The following is a 14,607-nucleotide window of genomic DNA, read 5'->3' as shown; positions in this document are numbered from 1 at the left end:
CGTCGTGCCTTGCGCATGGGGGCGGCCGTCCCCATAGCACGGGGCATGGCCAGTTCCTCCCTTCCCGATCGTTCCACGTGGAACACCGGCATGGCCGCCCAGCTTGAACCGCTGGTGCGGCGGGTGCTGGCACCCAATCCATCGCCCTATACCTATACCGGCACGCAGACCTATATCGTCGGCGCCGGAAACGATGTGGCGGTGATCGATCCCGGCCCCGATGGCACCGGCGCGGCGGGCCATGCCGATACCAACGGCGAAGGCCATGTCGCGGCAATCGTGGCGGCGGTGGGCAGCGCCCGCATCGCCGCGATCGTGTGCACCCATACCCACCGCGACCACAGCCCTGCTTCACGCCCGCTGGCGGCATTGACTGGCGCACCGATCATCGGCTGCGCACCGCTGGCCCTGGAAGATGATGGCCCGCGCGCCGATGCGGCGTTCGACCCGGATTATCGCCCGGCCCGCGTGCTGGCCGAAGGCGAGGAACTGCGCGGCGATGGCTGGACCTTGCAGGCCGTGGCCACGCCCGGCCACACCAGCAACCACCTGTGCCTGGCCCTGGTGGAAAGCGGCGCGCTGTTCACCGGCGATCATGTCATGGGCTGGTCCACCAGCGTGGTCTCGCCGCCCGATGGCGACATGGCCGCCTACATGGCCTCGCTGCAAAAGCTGTATGACCGGCCGCAGGACCGCGTCTATTATCCCGCGCACGGTGATCCGATCGACAATCCGCACCAGTTCGTGCGTGGCATGCTGGGCCATCGCCGCCAGCGCGAGCGGCAGGTGCTGCGCGTGCTGGAAGGCGGGCTGCACAATATTCCCGCCATGGTGGCACAGATGTACAAGGGACTGGACCCGCGGCTGACCGGTGCCGCGGGCCGCTCGGTATTGGCGCATCTGCTCGATCTGGAACGCCAGGGCCGGGTTGTTCGTTCGGGGGAACAATGGACGACAGCACGCTGAATAGCCCGCCCCTGTCAGGGAACTCTCCCCAACCCGCGCCCACGGTAGTGGTGGCGCGGCGCAGCGCTCTGCCTTGGCTGCTGTTCGTGGCGGCACTGGCGCTGGCCGGGCTGTTTGCCTGGCTCCTGTGGAAACCACAGGACATCGGCGACCCGCTGGCCACCAGCCTGGTGGCGTTCGAGCGGCAGAACAGCCTGACGGTGTTTAGCGCCGAACTGGCCCCGGTGGTGTCGAGCGACGACAGCCGCCTGTTCGGCCTGGTGCAGTCAAAGCAGGTGGCGGTAATCCCGGCGCGCGTGGATTACACCATCGATCTTTCGCAGATGAACCGCGATCGCATGGCGTGGGATGCCACTAGCCAGACGCTGTCGGTGCGCCTGCCACCCCTGCGGTTGAGCCGACCCAACCTGGACGAGGCGCGCGCCCAATACCTGCGCGAAGGCGTGTGGATCACCCGCGCTGCGCAGGACAAGCTGACGCGCGACAACACCCGCCTGGCCGAACAGCTTGCCACCAACCAGGCTGCCAATCCCGTGCTGATGGGCCTGGCCCGCAGTGCCGCCAAGGATGCCGTGCGCCAGAACCTGGCCATTCCGCTCCAGGTAGCCGGCTATGGCAAAGTCACCGTCAACGTGACGATCGATGGGGACACCCGCTAAGGCCCCTCGGCAAGATCCTCCCCATCCCCGATGGGGAGGTGGCAGGCCGCAGGCCTGACGGAGGGGCATTTCCCCAATCCCGGCTTGGCAACACGCGCCCGCGCCCCTAAGTCGCAGCCCAAGGAATCCGGGCGTGCCGCATCGCCTGGAAGCAGGAGCATCCCATGACGGCCCAGCCCACCAACTTGTCAGGCCTTGACCTGCGCGCGGAAATCGATCGCCTGCGCATCGAACGCAAGGCCGTGATCCTGGCGCACTATTACCAGAAGCCGGAAATCCAGGACCTGGCCGATTTCGTGGGCGATTCGCTGGAACTGTCGCGCAAGGCGGCAGCGACCGACGCTGAAGTGATCGCCTTTTGCGGCGTCCGCTTCATGGCCGAAACCGCCAAGATCCTCAGCCCCGAAAAGATCGTGGTGCTGCCCGACATGGACGCCGGGTGCAGCCTTGAGGATTCCTGCCCGCCCGATCAGTTTGCCGCCTTCCGCGCGCAGCATCCCGATCATATCGCGCTCACCTACATCAACTGCTCGACCGAGGTGAAAGCCCTGTCGGACGTGATCGTGACGTCATCGAGCGCCGAGACGATCCTCGCCAAGATCCCGCCCGAACAGAAGATCATCTTCGGCCCCGACCGGCACCTGGGCGGCTATCTCAACCGCAAGTTCGGGCGCGACATGCTGCTGTGGCCCGGCGTGTGCATCGTGCACGAAGCCTTCAGCGAAACCGAGCTGCTCAAGCTCAAGGCGCAGCATCCCGATGCGCCGATCGCCGCGCACCCGGAATGCCCGGCGCACATCGTCGACCATGCCGATTATGTCGGGTCGACCAGCGGCATCCTGAACTATGCCAAGGCCATGACCAGCGATACGCTGATCGTGGCGACCGAGCCGCACATCATCCACCAGATGCAGTTGGCCATGCCCGGCAAGACATTCATCGGTGCGCCCGGTGCCGATGGCAACTGCAACTGCAACATCTGCCCCTACATGGCGCTCAACACGCTGGAAAAGCTCTACCTGGCGCTGCGCGATCTGACGCCACGGGTGGAAATCGAGGAAACCCTGCGACTTGATGCCAAGAAGAGCCTGGATGCCATGCTGGCGATGGCCAGCGGCACCGTGGGCCAGGGCGATCTGGGCCGGCCTTGAGCGGGGTTTGAGCCTGCCGGGCGCACGCCTGGACCTGCTGATCCGCGAAAGCCCGGGAGCCTTTATGGCCTTCCGGGCTTTTTCTTTGCCGGTTTCAAGAAAACCTGCCGCCGCCCTGCCCGTGCCCCCTTGCGCGGCGGAACGGTCGCGGCCAATATACGTTGCAAAGAAAAACCCATAATGCATTTCCAGCAAGAGGCCTGCATGACCGAGACTTCCAGCCAGCCCCACCACGCCGCGCTGTTCCAGCCGATCGATCTGGGCGCGATCCATGCGCCGAACCGCATTCTCATGGCCCCGCTCACCCGCGGCCGCGCCGGGCGCGATGGAGTGCCCACGCCGATCATGGCCACGTATTATCGCCAGCGCGCCAGCGCCGGCCTGATCATTTCCGAAGCCACCGGCATCAGCCGTGAAGGCCTGGGCTGGCCCTATGCCCCCGGCCTGTGGACTGACGCCCAGGTCGAAGCGTGGAAGCCGGTGACCGAAGCCGTGCACGAAGCCGGCGGACGCATCGTCGCGCAGCTGTGGCACATGGGCCGCGTCAGCCATCCCGATCTCAACGATGGCCAGCCGCCGGTCTCTGCCTCGGCCACGCGCGTGCCGGGCCATGTCCATACCTTCGAAGGCCGCAAGGACGCGGTCGAAGCGCGCCCGCTGCGCCTCGATGAAATGCCGCGCCTGCTCGATGACTATGCCCGCGCGGCCGAAAACGCCAGGAAGGCCGGGTTTGACGGGGTGCAGCTGCACGCCGCCAATGGCTATCTGATCGACCAGTTCCTGCGCGATTCGGCCAACCTGCGCACCGACGAATATGGCGGCAGCCCGGAAAACCGCGTGCGCCTGCTGCGCGAAGTGATGGAACGCCTGATCGGCGTGTGGGGGGCAGAACGCGTCGGCGTGCGCCTTTCGCCCAACGGCGATTCGCAAGGGGTGGATGACAGCAACCCCGAGGCCGTGTTCGGCCTGGCCGCCCAGGTTCTCGAAACGCTCAAGCCGGCCTTTGTCGAACTGCGCCAGCCCGGCCCGAACGGCACCTTTGGCGCCACCGACGTGCCGCAGCAGGATGGCCTGATCCGCAAGATCTATACCGGCCCGCTGGTGCTCAACAGCGATTACACCCCGCAGTCTGCCGCGGCCGACATTGCCTCCGGCCGCGCCGACGCGATCAGCTTTGGCCGCCCGTTCATTTCCAACCCGGACCTGCCCGCGCGCATCGCCAAGGACGCCCCGCTGGCGCCCAACCGCAACGTTCCCGAATCGTGGTACTTCCCCGTGCCCGAAGGCTATGCCGACTATCCCACGCTGGCCGAAGAAACCGTCTGACGCGCCAATCACCCAGCGGCCAGGATCGGCGCGTTATTGCGCCGATGCCTGGCTCTGGGCAGCGGGGGCATGTGCTGCGGGCGCGGCTGTGCCGCCTGCAGCCCCTGCAGCATCGGGCGTGGCGCTTTCGGCCGCATCGCTCGATGCTGCCTGTGGCGCAGCGCCGCTGGCCTTGGCCTTGGGCGCGGGTTGCAACGGCGGAGTGCCGGTAGCGCCATCAAGATCGATCATCGCATCGCTGACACTGCCGGGCAGAACCTCGCCACCGGCGGCCTTGGCCGCGCCCTTTTCCGGTTCGCTGCCCTTCTGGCACCCGCCCAGGGCAAGCAGCAGGGCGACCGCCGATAGGGAAAGCAGGGTCTTCATGGCTCCATCTCCACCGGTGGGCATGGCACGTCGAGCTTGGACAGGAACGCCGGCAGGCGCGCCAGCAACGCATCATCCCATTGCGCGCTGCTGACCGATCGGCCCAGGTCTTTCAGGCTGGTCACGCCAAACTCCTCGATCCCGCACGGCACGATCCCGCCGAAATGCGAAAGATCGGGCGACAGGTTCACCGAAAAGCCGTGCATCGTCACCCAGCGGCGAATGCGCACGCCGATCGCGCCGATCTTGGCCTCGCGCCCATCGGCCCCCGCACACCAGATGCCGATGCGCCCTTCCGCGCGCCAGGCCTCGACGCCGAAATCGCCCAGCGTATCGATCACCCAGCCTTCCACGGCATGGACGAACCCGCGCACGTCGCGCGCGCGCTTGCGCAGATCGAGCATGACATAGCCGATCCGCTGGCCCGGCCCGTGATAGGTATAGCGCCCACCGCGCCCGGCCTCGACCACTTCGAACCGGGGATCGAGCAATTCGGACCGATCGGCGCTGGTGCCAGCGGTATAGACCGGCGGATGTTCGAGCAGCCACAGCATGTCCGATGCCGTGCCATCGGCGATCGCGGCATTGCGGGCGGCCATCGCCTCCAGCGCGGGGCGATAGGGCACCGGGGCGGTTTCACGGACGATCTCGATGGTATCGGGCGCAGTCATGGTGCCTTGCGACTTGGCCCCGAACGCCGCCCGAAGCAAGGGGGCAAGACACCGGGAAGAGAGGTGCGCCGGGCCGCAGGCTTTGCTAGGAGCAAAAGATAACGAGCCCCGAGGAAAGTACGTGACCAAACCGTTGATCGCCCCATTGGACAGCATGGCCGCCTGGCAGGGCGCCACGCGCATCGTTTCGGCCAATGCCGATCTGCTGATCGCGATTGCCGGGGTGTTTTTCCTGCTGCCGCTGCTGGTGGGCGCCATATTCATCGCGCCGCCGGTCATTCCTCCGCAGGTGACGCAGCAGCAGCTCGCGCAGGTGATGCAGGATTATTACACGCGCAACCTGCCCTACCTGCTGCCGCTGTCGCTGTTCCAGATCGTGGGCTTCATCACCATGCTGGTCTGCGTGCTCGATCGCTCGCGCCCCACGGTGGGCCAGGCGCTGCGCAACTGCGCGGCGCGGGTGCCCGCCTATTTCCTGGCGCAAGTGCTGATCGGCCTCTTCGCGCTCTTGCTGATGATGGTGGTCAGCGGCGTGCTGCTGGGCCTGCGCGTGCCGGCGCCGCTGGCCGCCGGCGCCGGGCTGGCAGCCGTGGTCTATCCGCTGCTGCGCACGATCATGGTCGGCCCGGTGCTGGGCGTGGGGCGCACCCACAACCCGATCATGGCGATCCGCGCCAGCGTGGCGCTGACGCGGGGCAATACCGCGCGCATCCTGGCGTTCCTGGGCCTGGCCATGGTGGTGTTCCTGGTGGCGATGAGCGTGGTGATGATGGTGGTGGGACTGATCACCACACAGTTGCTCGGCGCCGAAAACGAAAGCGCGCGCCTGATCAACGAAGCGATCTCAGCGCTGCTCTATTCGGTAGGCTACACCTATTTCGTGGCGATGCTGGCCGGCATTCACGGGCAGCTGACCGCTGATCTGCCCCGCCCGTTTCTGTGAGCTAGAAAATGAAACGCGCCCGTTCCATTATGGAAGGGGCGCGCCAGGTGGTCAGTCTTTCCAGCCCCACGAGATCACGCAGGGCGGCACGTTGATCGGCTCGAAACCCTTGTCGATGCGGTGGAAATAGCGGCTCATCAGTGCGCGCGCGCGGGCCGTGTATTGATAGACCAGGAACGCCCCGCCCGGGCGCAGCACCCGCTGCGTGGCGGCCATGATCGCCGGCCCCACGCCTTCGGGCAGCGTGGTGAACGGCAGGCCCGACAGCACATAGTCGGCATGGTCAAAACCGTGCTGACGCACGATGCTTTCCACCTCGGCCGCAGAGCCGTGCACCGCGATGAAGCGGCTGTCACCGATCGTGCGGGCCAGGTAGTTGATGAAATCGGGGTTGGTATCGATCACGATCAGCCGCGCATCGCGGCGCAGGCGATCGAGCACCGGCTGGCAGAAGGTGCCCACACCGGGGCCATATTCCACGAACAGATCGCAGTTTTCCCAATCCACCTTGGACAGCACGCGCGCGATCGTGCGGCGCGAGGACGGCACGATCGCGCCGACCATCACCGGGTGCTTGATGAAGCCCTTGAAGAAAATGCCTGCTGGACCGAACATCCGTTCCGCCTTGCGCCGGACCCGCTGATGCAAAGGAGCGCGCGCCGCCTGGGTCGAATTCATTGTGGACAGGCATCCCTATCTTGGTGCGTGAACCGCGCAAGTTGCAAATCCGTGGCACTATTGCAAGCGTTCGCCGCAAGGCCCAGCGCGATGCGACGAACCGTTATCGGACAGACACCCTGCGCAACCAGGCGTTTACCGTTGCAAATGGCGGGTTTCGGCCACCGGCGTCAACGCCCGGCCCGTGGCAAACCATGCGGAAAGGTTGTCGATCATCAACTGCCCCATGGCCGTGCGCGTGGCGACCGAGCCCGAGCCGACATGGGGCAGCAACACCGCGTTGTCCTGCGCGACAAGGTCGGCAGGCACATGGGGTTCGCGGGCAAAGACATCGAGCCCGGCAGCCAGGATCGTGCCTTGCTGGAGCGCCGCGATCAGCGCCGCCTCGTCCACCACGCTGCCGCGCGATACGTTGATCAGCACGCCCTGCGGCCCCAGCGCGCGCAGCACGGCGGCATCGACCAGCCCCGCCGTGGCAGCGCCACCGGGCACCACCACCACCAGCACATCGACCGCCTCGGCCAGGGCGAGCGCCGTGGGATACCAGGGATAGGCCACGCCCTCCTGCCGCGTGCGCCCGTGATAGGCGATGGCCACGCCAAAGCCTTCCAGGCGGCGCGCCACCGCCTTGCCGATTGCGCCCAGCCCCAGGATGCCAATACGCCGCCCGCGCAGCGTGGGCGAAAGCGGAAAGGCGCCCTGTTCCCACAGCCCGGCGCGCAGGTGCCGCTCGGCCTGGGGCAAGCGGCGGATCGTGGATAGCAGCAGGCCGAGGGTCAGATCGGCGACTTCCTCGTCGAGCACGCCAGGTGTGTTGGTCACCATCACGCCGCGCGCGGCAGCGGCAGCCACGTCAATATTGTCATAGCCCACGCCAAAGTTGGCGATGATTTCCAGCGCTGGCAGGCGGTCCATCACCTCTGCCCCCAGGCGGCCGAACAGGGTGTTGGTCGCCAGGGCGCGGATCGATCCGGCGGCGGCATCGTCCAGCCCGTCCCACAGGCGGTGCACGGCAAAGGCCGCTTCCAGCGGCTGCATGGTGAACGGCGGAAAGGGCGCGGCGGCGAGGACGGCAGGTTTGGTCATGCCGCGCATGTTAGCGCGCGAACGGTTGAAAAGTCAGCCCTTCATCCCGGCAATCGCTCAAGGATAGCGCAGGCGAATGCGCGTCGACAGGTTGGTGCGCGGCACGGAAAGGCGCACCGCGCGGAATTCCAGCAGGCTTTCGATCGAGCCGGGATTGCCTGAAAAGCCAAAGCCTTCGGCCGGCAGGCCCATCGGCCCGATGCGGTTGAGCGAGCCGGAATTGTCCTCGTCATGATAGACGGCCAGAGCATAGATGCCCGGCTGCGGCAGGAACAGGCACATATGCGTCTTTTCCGCACGGGCCGGCACGCGCGCAACATAGAGCGAGCCACCATCGATCAGGAACTTGCGCTGGTCATCGGGATAGACGGTGAGCGCAATCACGCCGCGATCGGATCGCACCTTGTCGATCGTCACATTGAGCCAGGTATCGCTGGGTGGGCCGGCGCAGCCGAGCGGCGGCAGATGCACGCCATGCTTGGCCGCCATCGCGGTGCCCGGCAGCAGGGCCAGCGTTGCACCCAGCGCGAGGGAGCCAAGCGTGGTCTTGAGGGATTCGATCAGCGTCTTCACCCCATCTTCGATGACAAGCCCGGCCGCCGATGGCAAGGGGGCGCAAGGCCGCAGGGCGCGTTCGCGGCGCGACCGTGGCATTGCTGCATGGGTTGATCGCCGGCCTGGACAAATCCGCGCGCTTTCGCAGCAAACCCGCGCCAGACCGGCCCGAAACTGCACAACGCGTGTGGAAAATACTGCAAAGAGCGCTTGTGGCCCCGATTCGGCGCGGTTAAGCGCCGAACGGCGCCCGCTTGGCGATTTGGCCGGGCCGGGCTATTTCTTGCCCAGAATTGCGATCGGACCCGTTGTCGATGACTGCCTTGCCGATAATTTCCCCGTCGATCCTATCCGCCGATTTTTCCCGGCTGGGCGAGGAAATCCGCGCGATCGATGCCGCCGGGGCTGACTGGATCCATGTGGACGTGATGGATGGCCACTTCGTGCCCAACATCACGATCGGGCCGGCCGTGGTCAAGGCGCTGCGCCCCCACACCACCAAGCCGTTCGACGTGCACCTGATGATCAGCCCGGTCGATCTCTATCTAGAAGCCTTCGCCAACGCCGGGGCCGATATCATCACCGTCCATCCCGAAGCCGGGCCGCATATCCACCGCACCGTGCAGGCGATCAAGGCGCTGGGCAAGAAGGCCGGTATCGCGCTCAACCCCGCCACGCCAGCCAAGATGCTCGATTACCTGATCGACGATATCGACCTGGTGCTGATCATGAGCGTGAACCCCGGGTTTGGCGGGCAGAGCTTCATTTCCAGCCAGCTGCGCAAGATCGAAGCGGTGCGCAAGATGATCGACAAGACCGGCCGGCCGATCCACCTGGAAGTGGATGGCGGGGTCGATGCCAAAACCGCGCCGCTGTGCGTGGCCGCCGGCGCCGATGCCCTGGTCGCCGGCACCGCGACCTTCAAGGGTGGGCCCGATCACTATGCCGCGAATATCGCCGCGCTGAAAAGGATCGACTGACCCCGTGGGCGAACCAGGCTTCTCCATCGCACCCGGCCAGCCCGCCAAGGGCAAGGCCATTTCGGCGGACGAAGCCAGCCCCGCCCTGCCCCTGGGGCTGGAAAACGAACCCTTGCGGCGCGATGCGGCCGCCGCCGCTGCTGTGGTCCGCCCCCTGCCGCCGATGCCCGCCGACGAAGACATGCCGCTGCGCCCCGAAGTGGTGGAGCCCGGCCGCGCCCTGGCGCTGGCGGATTTTTCGCCGCCCCCGGTCAGCGCGGGTGAACGCTTCATGCGTTTTGCCTATCGCCTGGGGCTGCCGGCCGCCGCGCTGCAACCCTTTCGCAAGCGTTCTCGCCCGCGCCTGACGGCGACGGTCAGCAACCCGCTTCCGGGCGATTCCGGCGCGGGCAAGGCATTGCGCGCCGGGCATTTCCTGGTCCACGGCATGAAGACCCCGATTGCCGATACCGAATTCACCGGGCCGCGCCTGCCGCCGCCGTTCGAGCGGATGGTGCATGGCTTTGCCTGGCTGCCCGATCTGGAGGCAAGCGGGCCGCGCGCGCAATGCACCCCCGTGGCCGAGCGCGTGCTGGGCATGTGGCTCAATGCCAATCCCCAGCCCAACGCCAGCCCGGCCTGGGACGTCGGGCATACCGGCCACCGCCTGCTCACCTGGCTGATCCACGCACCGCTGCTGCTGTCGGGCAACGACAAGAAGTTTCGCAGCCGCGTGCTGCACGCCATGGCCGAAACCGCCCGCTGGCTCGATCGCCATGTCACCCGTGCGGATGACAAGCTGGGCGAAGTGGCCGGCTGGGCGGCGATCACCGCCGCCGGGCTGCTGATGGCCGATGGTGGCCCGCGCCGCCTGTTTGGCGAGGCCGGGCTGATCCGCGCGCTGGGTGACATGGTGGGCGATGATGGCGGCGTGCTGTCGCGCAGCCCGCTGGGCCAGATCGAGGCGATTACCATCCTGGTGCGGCTCAAGGCCTGCTATGCTGCGGTGCGCCGCGATCCGCCCCAGCAGATCGAAACGATCCTGTCGCTGCTGGTGCCGCCGCTGCTCGCGCTGCTGCACGGCGATGGCGCGCTGGGCAGCTGGCAGGGCGCGGGCGCCGTGCAGGCCGACCATATCGCCACGCTGATCAAGGCCAGCGGTGTGCGCACCCGGCCGCTGCGCGATGCGCGGCAGTGGGGCTACCAGCGCATCACGGCGGGCAAGTCGGTCCTGCTGCTCGATGCCGCGCCGCCGCCGATCGCCCGCCACGCCCGCGAAGGCTGTGCCTCTACCCTGGCGTTCGAATTCAGCCATGGCGCCGAGCGCCTGATCGTCAACTGCGGCGGCGCGGCCTTTGCCGGCGGGCTGATCCCGCTGCGCCTGGCGCAGGGCCTGCGCGCCACGGCGGCCCATTCCACGCTGACGATCGACGATTTCAATTCCACCGCCGTGCTGATCAACGGCAAGCTGGGCAGCGGCGTTTCCGAAGTGGAAGTGGACCGACGCACGCTGCAGGCCGATGGCAGCTATGCCGCCACGGCGCCCGGCCCTATGGGCCAGTCCGCCACGCGGATCGAGGCCAGCCACAACGGCTATGTCAGCCGCTATGGCCTGATGCACCAGCGCATCCTGATCCTGCGCGATGATGGCACCGAACTGCGCGGCGAAGACCTGCTGGTGCCGCACGGCAAGAAAGGCAAGCGCGGCATGATCGGTGTTGCCTTGCGCTTCCACCTTGGCCCGCATATCGAGCTGGCGCAGGGCCAGGACGGCCTTGGCGTTACCCTTGCCCTGCCAGATGGCGGCCTGTGGCAGTTCCGTTCGGGGCGTGAGCCGGTGACGATCGAGGAATCGCTCTGGGCCGATGGGTTGGGCCGCCCGCTGGGCACGCGCCAGCTTGTCATCACGGCCAAGATCCCGCGCAGCGGAGAGAGTTTCTCCTGGCTGCTCAAGAAGATGAGATAGGAATTTTCAACGTGAGCGATGTGACGATCCGGCGGGCGCTGCTTTCGGTGTCTGACAAGACCGGCCTGGTTGAACTGGGCCAGGCACTGGCCGCACACGGCGTGGAACTGGTTTCCACCGGCGGCACGGCCAAGGCGCTGCGCGAGGCGGGCCTTGCGGTGAAGGACATTTCGGAACTGACCGGCTTTCCCGAAATGATGGATGGCCGCGTCAAGACGCTGCACCCCAAGGTGCACGGCGGCCTCCTGGCCGTGCGCGACAATGCCGAGCATGCCGCCAGCATGGCCGAGCATGAAATCGGCGCGATCGACCTTGTCGTCGTGAACCTCTATCCGTTCGAAGCGACCGTGGCCAAGGGCGCCGACCGCGACGAAGTGATCGAGAACATCGACATCGGCGGCCCCTCGATGGTGCGTTCGGCCGCCAAGAACCACGATTACGTCACGATCCTCACCGATCCGGCCGACTATGCCACGGTGATCGCTGAACTGGCACAGACCGGCGGCAAGACCACCCTGCCCTTCCGCCGCGCGATGGCGGCCAAGGCCTATGCCACCACCGCCGCCTATGATTCGGCGATTGCCACCTGGTTTGCCACCGTGGACCAGCAGCAGCATTTCCCCGCCACGCTGGCCAGCGCGCATGGCCTGGTGACCACGCTGCGCTATGGCGAAAACCCGCACCAGTCCGCCGCGCTCTATGTACCGCGCCGCGCCACGGTTGCCGGCCTGCCCCAGGCCGAGCAGATCCAGGGCAAGGAACTGTCGTACAACAATTATAACGATGCCAATGCCGCGCTGGAACTGGTGGCCGAATTTGCAACCGACAAGCCCACGGTGGTGATCGTCAAGCATGCCAACCCCTGCGGTGTGGCCAGCGCGGATACGCTGCTCGACGCCTGGCAGGCTGCCCTGGCGTGCGACAGCGTTTCGGCCTTTGGTGGCATCGTGGCGGTCAACCAGCCGCTCGACGGCCCGACCGCCAACGCGATCTGCGAAATCTTCACCGAAGTGGTCGTGGCCCCCGGTGCCGATGCCGCCGCGCGCGAGGCGTTTGCCCGCAAGAAGAACCTGCGCCTGCTGCTGGTCAACGAACTGCCCGACGCCCACCGCGCCGGCCTCGTCACCGTGCCGATCGCCGGCGGCCTGCTGGTGCAGGACCGCGACAATGGTGCGATCAAGGCGGACGACCTCAAGGTCGTGACGCAGCGCGCGCCGACCGAACAGGAACTCAAGGACGCGCTGTTTGCCTGGACCGTGGCCAAGCACGTGAAGTCCAACGCCATCGTCTATGCCAAGGATGGCGTCACCGCCGGCATCGGCGCGGGCCAGATGAACCGCCGCGACAGCAGCCGCATTGCCGCCGCCAAGGCCCAGGAAGCCGCCCAGACCCATGGCTGGAGCGAAGCCCGCACGGTGGGCTCGGCCGTTGCCTCCGACGCGTTCTTCCCCTTTGCTGATGGCCTGATGGCTGCGGTGGAAGCGGGTGCGACGATGGTGATCCAGCCGGGCGGCTCGATCCGCGACGAAGACGTGATCAAGGCCGCCGATGAGGCCGGCCTGGCCATGGTCTTTACCGGGATGCGCCACTTCCGCCACTGATCGCGGATTTCGGAACGCAAAAAGGGGGCGGTGCCACGCGGCGCCGCCCCCTTTTCTTTGCTCCCCTCCCGCTGGCGGGAGGGGCCGGGGGAGGGAATGTTTGGCCCCTCCCGAACCGCTGGTGGAGAAAGCGACACGCCCTCCCCCACCCCCTCCCGCGTGCGGGAGGGAAGCCCATTGTTACGGCTGCGGCTTGTTGAGCACCGAATCCGGGTTTTCCTGGATGCGGATCTTGCCCATCGGCGGCTTGGGCGGCAGCGGGGTATCGGCGATCTGGGTAATCGCCGGGGCCGGCTTGGCGCCCGGCGCGGTGACGCGCCAGATCACGCCGCCCACATCGTCGCTGACCAGCAGAGCGCCGTCCTTGGCAAAGGCCACCCAGGTGGGGCGGCCATGGGCCTTGTTGTCCTTGGTGAGGAAGCCGGTGAGCACAGGCGCAGGCGGGGCCGGCAGCACATTACCGTGGCTGTCGAACCGCACGAAGACCACGTCATAGCCAGCGAGTGGGCGACGGTTCCACGAACCGTGACGGGCGATGAAGGCGCCCCCGCCAAAGCGATCGCCCATGGTATTGCCGCCGCGCGCAAAGGCCAGGCCGAGCGGCGCGACATGGGCGCCCAGACCGTATTCCGGCTTGCGCACGTATTCCATCAGGTACTCGGGCATCGGCTCGTTCACGCGCCAGTCGATGTACTTCTTCCAGTAGACCCAGGGCCAGCCATACTGCGCGCCGAGCGGCACGTTGGTGAGGTAATCGGGCACGAGATCGGGGCCGAGCATGTCGCGCTCGTTCACCACGGCCCAGAGTTCGCCGGTGTAGGGATTGAAATCCATGCCGTTGGGATTGCGCATCCCGCCGGCAAACTGGCGCACGCGGTGCTTGTCGAAATCATACTCGAAGATCGCGGCACGCTGCGCCTCGGCATCGATGCCGTTTTCAGCGATATTGCTGCCCGAACCGACCGAGATGTAGAGCCGCTGGCCATCGGGGCTGAGCGCCAGGTTGCGCGCCCAGTGCATGCCGGCCGGCGGCAGGTCCATCAGCTTTTCCGGCTTGCCCGGCAGGGTGGTCTGCCCCGGCTGGAACGGCCAGGATACCACGCCATTGTGGTTGGCGACATAGAGCCGGCCGTCGCGCCACACCATGCCGAACGGCGAATCCAGCGCCGGATTTTCCATGACAAAGCGCTGGCTCGCCTTGCCGCTGCCGTTATCGCGCAGCACCACGATCTTGTTGGGCGAGGGTTCACCCGCACCGGCCTGGCTGAACAGGAAGCCGGCCACCAGCCCGGTGAGGCCGCCACCACCATGATCACCCGCGGGCGCATTGGTTTCGGCGGTCAGCACATCGCCATTGGGCAGGACCGCCAGCGTGCGCGGGTGGTCCAGCCCATCGGCAAAGCGGGTGACGACCAGCCCCTGCGCCGCCACCGGCGCTTCGCCCGCCTGCCACCCGATCGGCTTGGCAATGCCGACGCCGGGAATGGTCTGCGGCGAAGGCTCGGCCATCTTGGGATGGGGGCCCGAGGTTTCGTCGGTGGTGTATTGGCCGGCCGGGCCACGGATGGCCCACGCCAGGAACGCGGCAACGGCGATCACCAGCAGGCCAAGGGCGATGAGGAACTTCTTGAGGGTGCTCATGCCGGGCAAACTAGGGCGGCCAGGGCTTCGCTGCAATGA

General features: G+C 66.9%; 14 protein-coding genes. 8 read left to right on the top strand and 6 right to left on the bottom strand.

Annotated elements, in window-relative coordinates; translation table 11 throughout:
- Positions 1-45: 45 nt before the first annotated feature.
- The 4 genes from FHW97_RS15215 (at position 46) to FHW97_RS15200 (ending at position 4,102) form a co-directional block, all read left to right on the top strand.
- Positions 46-966: an MBL fold metallo-hydrolase gene (locus tag FHW97_RS15215; RefSeq protein WP_043609201.1), complete on the top strand. Its 921-nt coding sequence runs from the start codon at positions 46-48 to the stop codon at positions 964-966.
- Positions 948-1,625 carry a DUF4230 domain-containing protein gene (locus FHW97_RS15210; RefSeq protein WP_062783196.1) on the top strand — a complete coding sequence of 226 codons (678 nt, stop codon included), beginning with the start codon at positions 948-950 and terminating at the stop codon, positions 1,623-1,625. Before FHW97_RS15215 ends, FHW97_RS15210 begins: the two co-directional genes overlap by 19 nt.
- Positions 1,626-1,789: 164 nt before the next feature.
- Positions 1,790-2,776 carry a quinolinate synthase NadA gene (nadA, locus tag FHW97_RS15205; protein ID WP_168352041.1) on the top strand — a complete coding sequence of 329 codons (987 nt, stop codon included), beginning with the start codon at positions 1,790-1,792 and terminating at the stop codon, positions 2,774-2,776.
- Positions 2,777-2,980: 204 nt separating this feature from the next.
- On the top strand, positions 2,981-4,102 hold the full coding sequence (locus tag FHW97_RS15200) for an alkene reductase (protein WP_062783202.1): 1,122 nt from the start codon (positions 2,981-2,983) through the stop codon (positions 4,100-4,102).
- Positions 4,103-4,135: 33 nt separating this feature from the next.
- On the opposite strand, the gene FHW97_RS15195 is transcribed toward FHW97_RS15200, so the two are convergent.
- Together FHW97_RS15195 and lipB are read right to left on the bottom strand one after the other, a co-directional pair.
- Entirely contained in the window at positions 4,136-4,468 is a 333-nt protein-coding gene (locus tag FHW97_RS15195) for a hypothetical protein (RefSeq protein ID WP_168352040.1), read from the bottom strand.
- On the bottom strand, positions 4,465-5,139 hold the full coding sequence (lipB, locus tag FHW97_RS15190; protein WP_022676445.1) for a lipoyl(octanoyl) transferase LipB: 675 nt from the start codon (positions 5,137-5,139) through the stop codon (positions 4,465-4,467). The genes FHW97_RS15195 and lipB overlap by 4 nt, the downstream gene beginning before the upstream one ends.
- Before the next feature lie 121 nt (positions 5,140-5,260).
- On the opposite strand from lipB, the gene FHW97_RS15185 reads away from it, so the two are divergent.
- Positions 5,261-6,082 (top strand): hypothetical protein, encoded by an 822-nt coding sequence (locus FHW97_RS15185; RefSeq protein ID WP_168352039.1) that lies wholly within the window; start codon positions 5,261-5,263, stop codon positions 6,080-6,082.
- Between the two features lie 51 nt (positions 6,083-6,133).
- Here the strand turns inward: FHW97_RS15185 and FHW97_RS15180 are convergent, their stop codons facing one another.
- From FHW97_RS15180 to FHW97_RS15170, 3 genes are all read right to left on the bottom strand, one after another.
- Positions 6,134-6,760: a class I SAM-dependent methyltransferase gene (locus tag FHW97_RS15180; RefSeq protein ID WP_022676447.1), complete on the bottom strand. Its 627-nt coding sequence runs from the start codon at positions 6,758-6,760 to the stop codon at positions 6,134-6,136.
- Positions 6,761-6,895: 135 nt separating this feature from the next.
- Complete coding sequence (locus tag FHW97_RS15175) at positions 6,896-7,846, bottom strand: 2-hydroxyacid dehydrogenase (RefSeq protein ID WP_253941798.1); 951 nt, start codon at positions 7,844-7,846, stop codon at positions 6,896-6,898.
- Positions 7,847-7,903: 57 nt separating this feature from the next.
- Entirely contained in the window at positions 7,904-8,419 is a 516-nt protein-coding gene (locus tag FHW97_RS15170; RefSeq protein WP_370525427.1) for a DUF2141 domain-containing protein, read from the bottom strand.
- 296 nt (positions 8,420-8,715) lie between these two features.
- Here FHW97_RS15170 and rpe point away from each other — a divergent pair, with 296 nt between their 5' ends.
- The 3 genes from rpe to purH are packed head-to-tail and all read left to right on the top strand — an operon-like array spanning position 8,716 to position 12,927.
- On the top strand, positions 8,716-9,381 hold the full coding sequence (rpe, locus tag FHW97_RS15165) for a ribulose-phosphate 3-epimerase (RefSeq protein ID WP_022676450.1): 666 nt from the start codon (positions 8,716-8,718) through the stop codon (positions 9,379-9,381).
- Between the two features lie 4 nt (positions 9,382-9,385).
- Entirely contained in the window at positions 9,386-11,326 is a 1,941-nt protein-coding gene (locus FHW97_RS15160) for a heparinase II/III family protein (RefSeq protein ID WP_022676451.1), read from the top strand.
- Between the two features lie 11 nt (positions 11,327-11,337).
- Positions 11,338-12,927 carry a bifunctional phosphoribosylaminoimidazolecarboxamide formyltransferase/IMP cyclohydrolase gene (gene purH, locus FHW97_RS15155; RefSeq protein ID WP_168352036.1) on the top strand — a complete coding sequence of 530 codons (1,590 nt, stop codon included), beginning with the start codon at positions 11,338-11,340 and terminating at the stop codon, positions 12,925-12,927.
- A 180-nt stretch (positions 12,928-13,107) separates the two neighbouring features.
- Here the strand turns inward: purH and FHW97_RS15150 are convergent, their stop codons facing one another.
- Positions 13,108-14,568, bottom strand: a complete 1,461-nt coding sequence (locus FHW97_RS15150; RefSeq protein WP_168352035.1) for a sorbosone dehydrogenase family protein — start codon at positions 14,566-14,568, stop codon at positions 13,108-13,110.
- Between the last annotated feature and the right edge of the window lie 39 nt (positions 14,569-14,607).

Source organism: Novosphingobium sp. SG754, assembly GCF_013149315.1.
GTDB classification, from domain to species: Bacteria; Pseudomonadota; Alphaproteobacteria; order Sphingomonadales; family Sphingomonadaceae; genus Novosphingobium; species Novosphingobium capsulatum.
Note: the sequence above shows the minus strand (reverse complement) of the source record. Positions and strands in the feature narration are given on the sequence as shown.

What these genes read in the sequence shown, in the direction of transcription:
- nadA (WP_168352041.1), top strand. Translation starts at nt 1,790, where the DNA reads ATGACGGCCCAGCCCACCAACTTGTCAGGCCTTGACCTGCGCGCGGAA.
- FHW97_RS15195 (WP_168352040.1), bottom strand. Translation starts at nt 4,468, where the DNA reads ATGAAGACCCTGCTTTCCCTATCGGCGGTCGCCCTGCTGCTTGCCCTG.
- FHW97_RS15150 (WP_168352035.1), bottom strand. Translation starts at nt 14,568, where the DNA reads ATGAGCACCCTCAAGAAGTTCCTCATCGCCCTTGGCCTGCTGGTGATC.
- FHW97_RS15200 (WP_062783202.1), top strand. Translation starts at nt 2,981, where the DNA reads ATGACCGAGACTTCCAGCCAGCCCCACCACGCCGCGCTGTTCCAGCCG.
- rpe (WP_022676450.1), top strand. Translation starts at nt 8,716, where the DNA reads ATGACTGCCTTGCCGATAATTTCCCCGTCGATCCTATCCGCCGATTTT.
- FHW97_RS15180 (WP_022676447.1), bottom strand. Translation starts at nt 6,760, where the DNA reads ATGAATTCGACCCAGGCGGCGCGCGCTCCTTTGCATCAGCGGGTCCGG.
- FHW97_RS15215 (WP_043609201.1), top strand. Translation starts at nt 46, where the DNA reads ATGGCCAGTTCCTCCCTTCCCGATCGTTCCACGTGGAACACCGGCATG.
- FHW97_RS15210 (WP_062783196.1), top strand. Translation starts at nt 948, where the DNA reads ATGGACGACAGCACGCTGAATAGCCCGCCCCTGTCAGGGAACTCTCCC.
- FHW97_RS15175 (WP_253941798.1), bottom strand. Translation starts at nt 7,846, where the DNA reads ATGACCAAACCTGCCGTCCTCGCCGCCGCGCCCTTTCCGCCGTTCACC.
- lipB (WP_022676445.1), bottom strand. Translation starts at nt 5,139, where the DNA reads ATGACTGCGCCCGATACCATCGAGATCGTCCGTGAAACCGCCCCGGTG.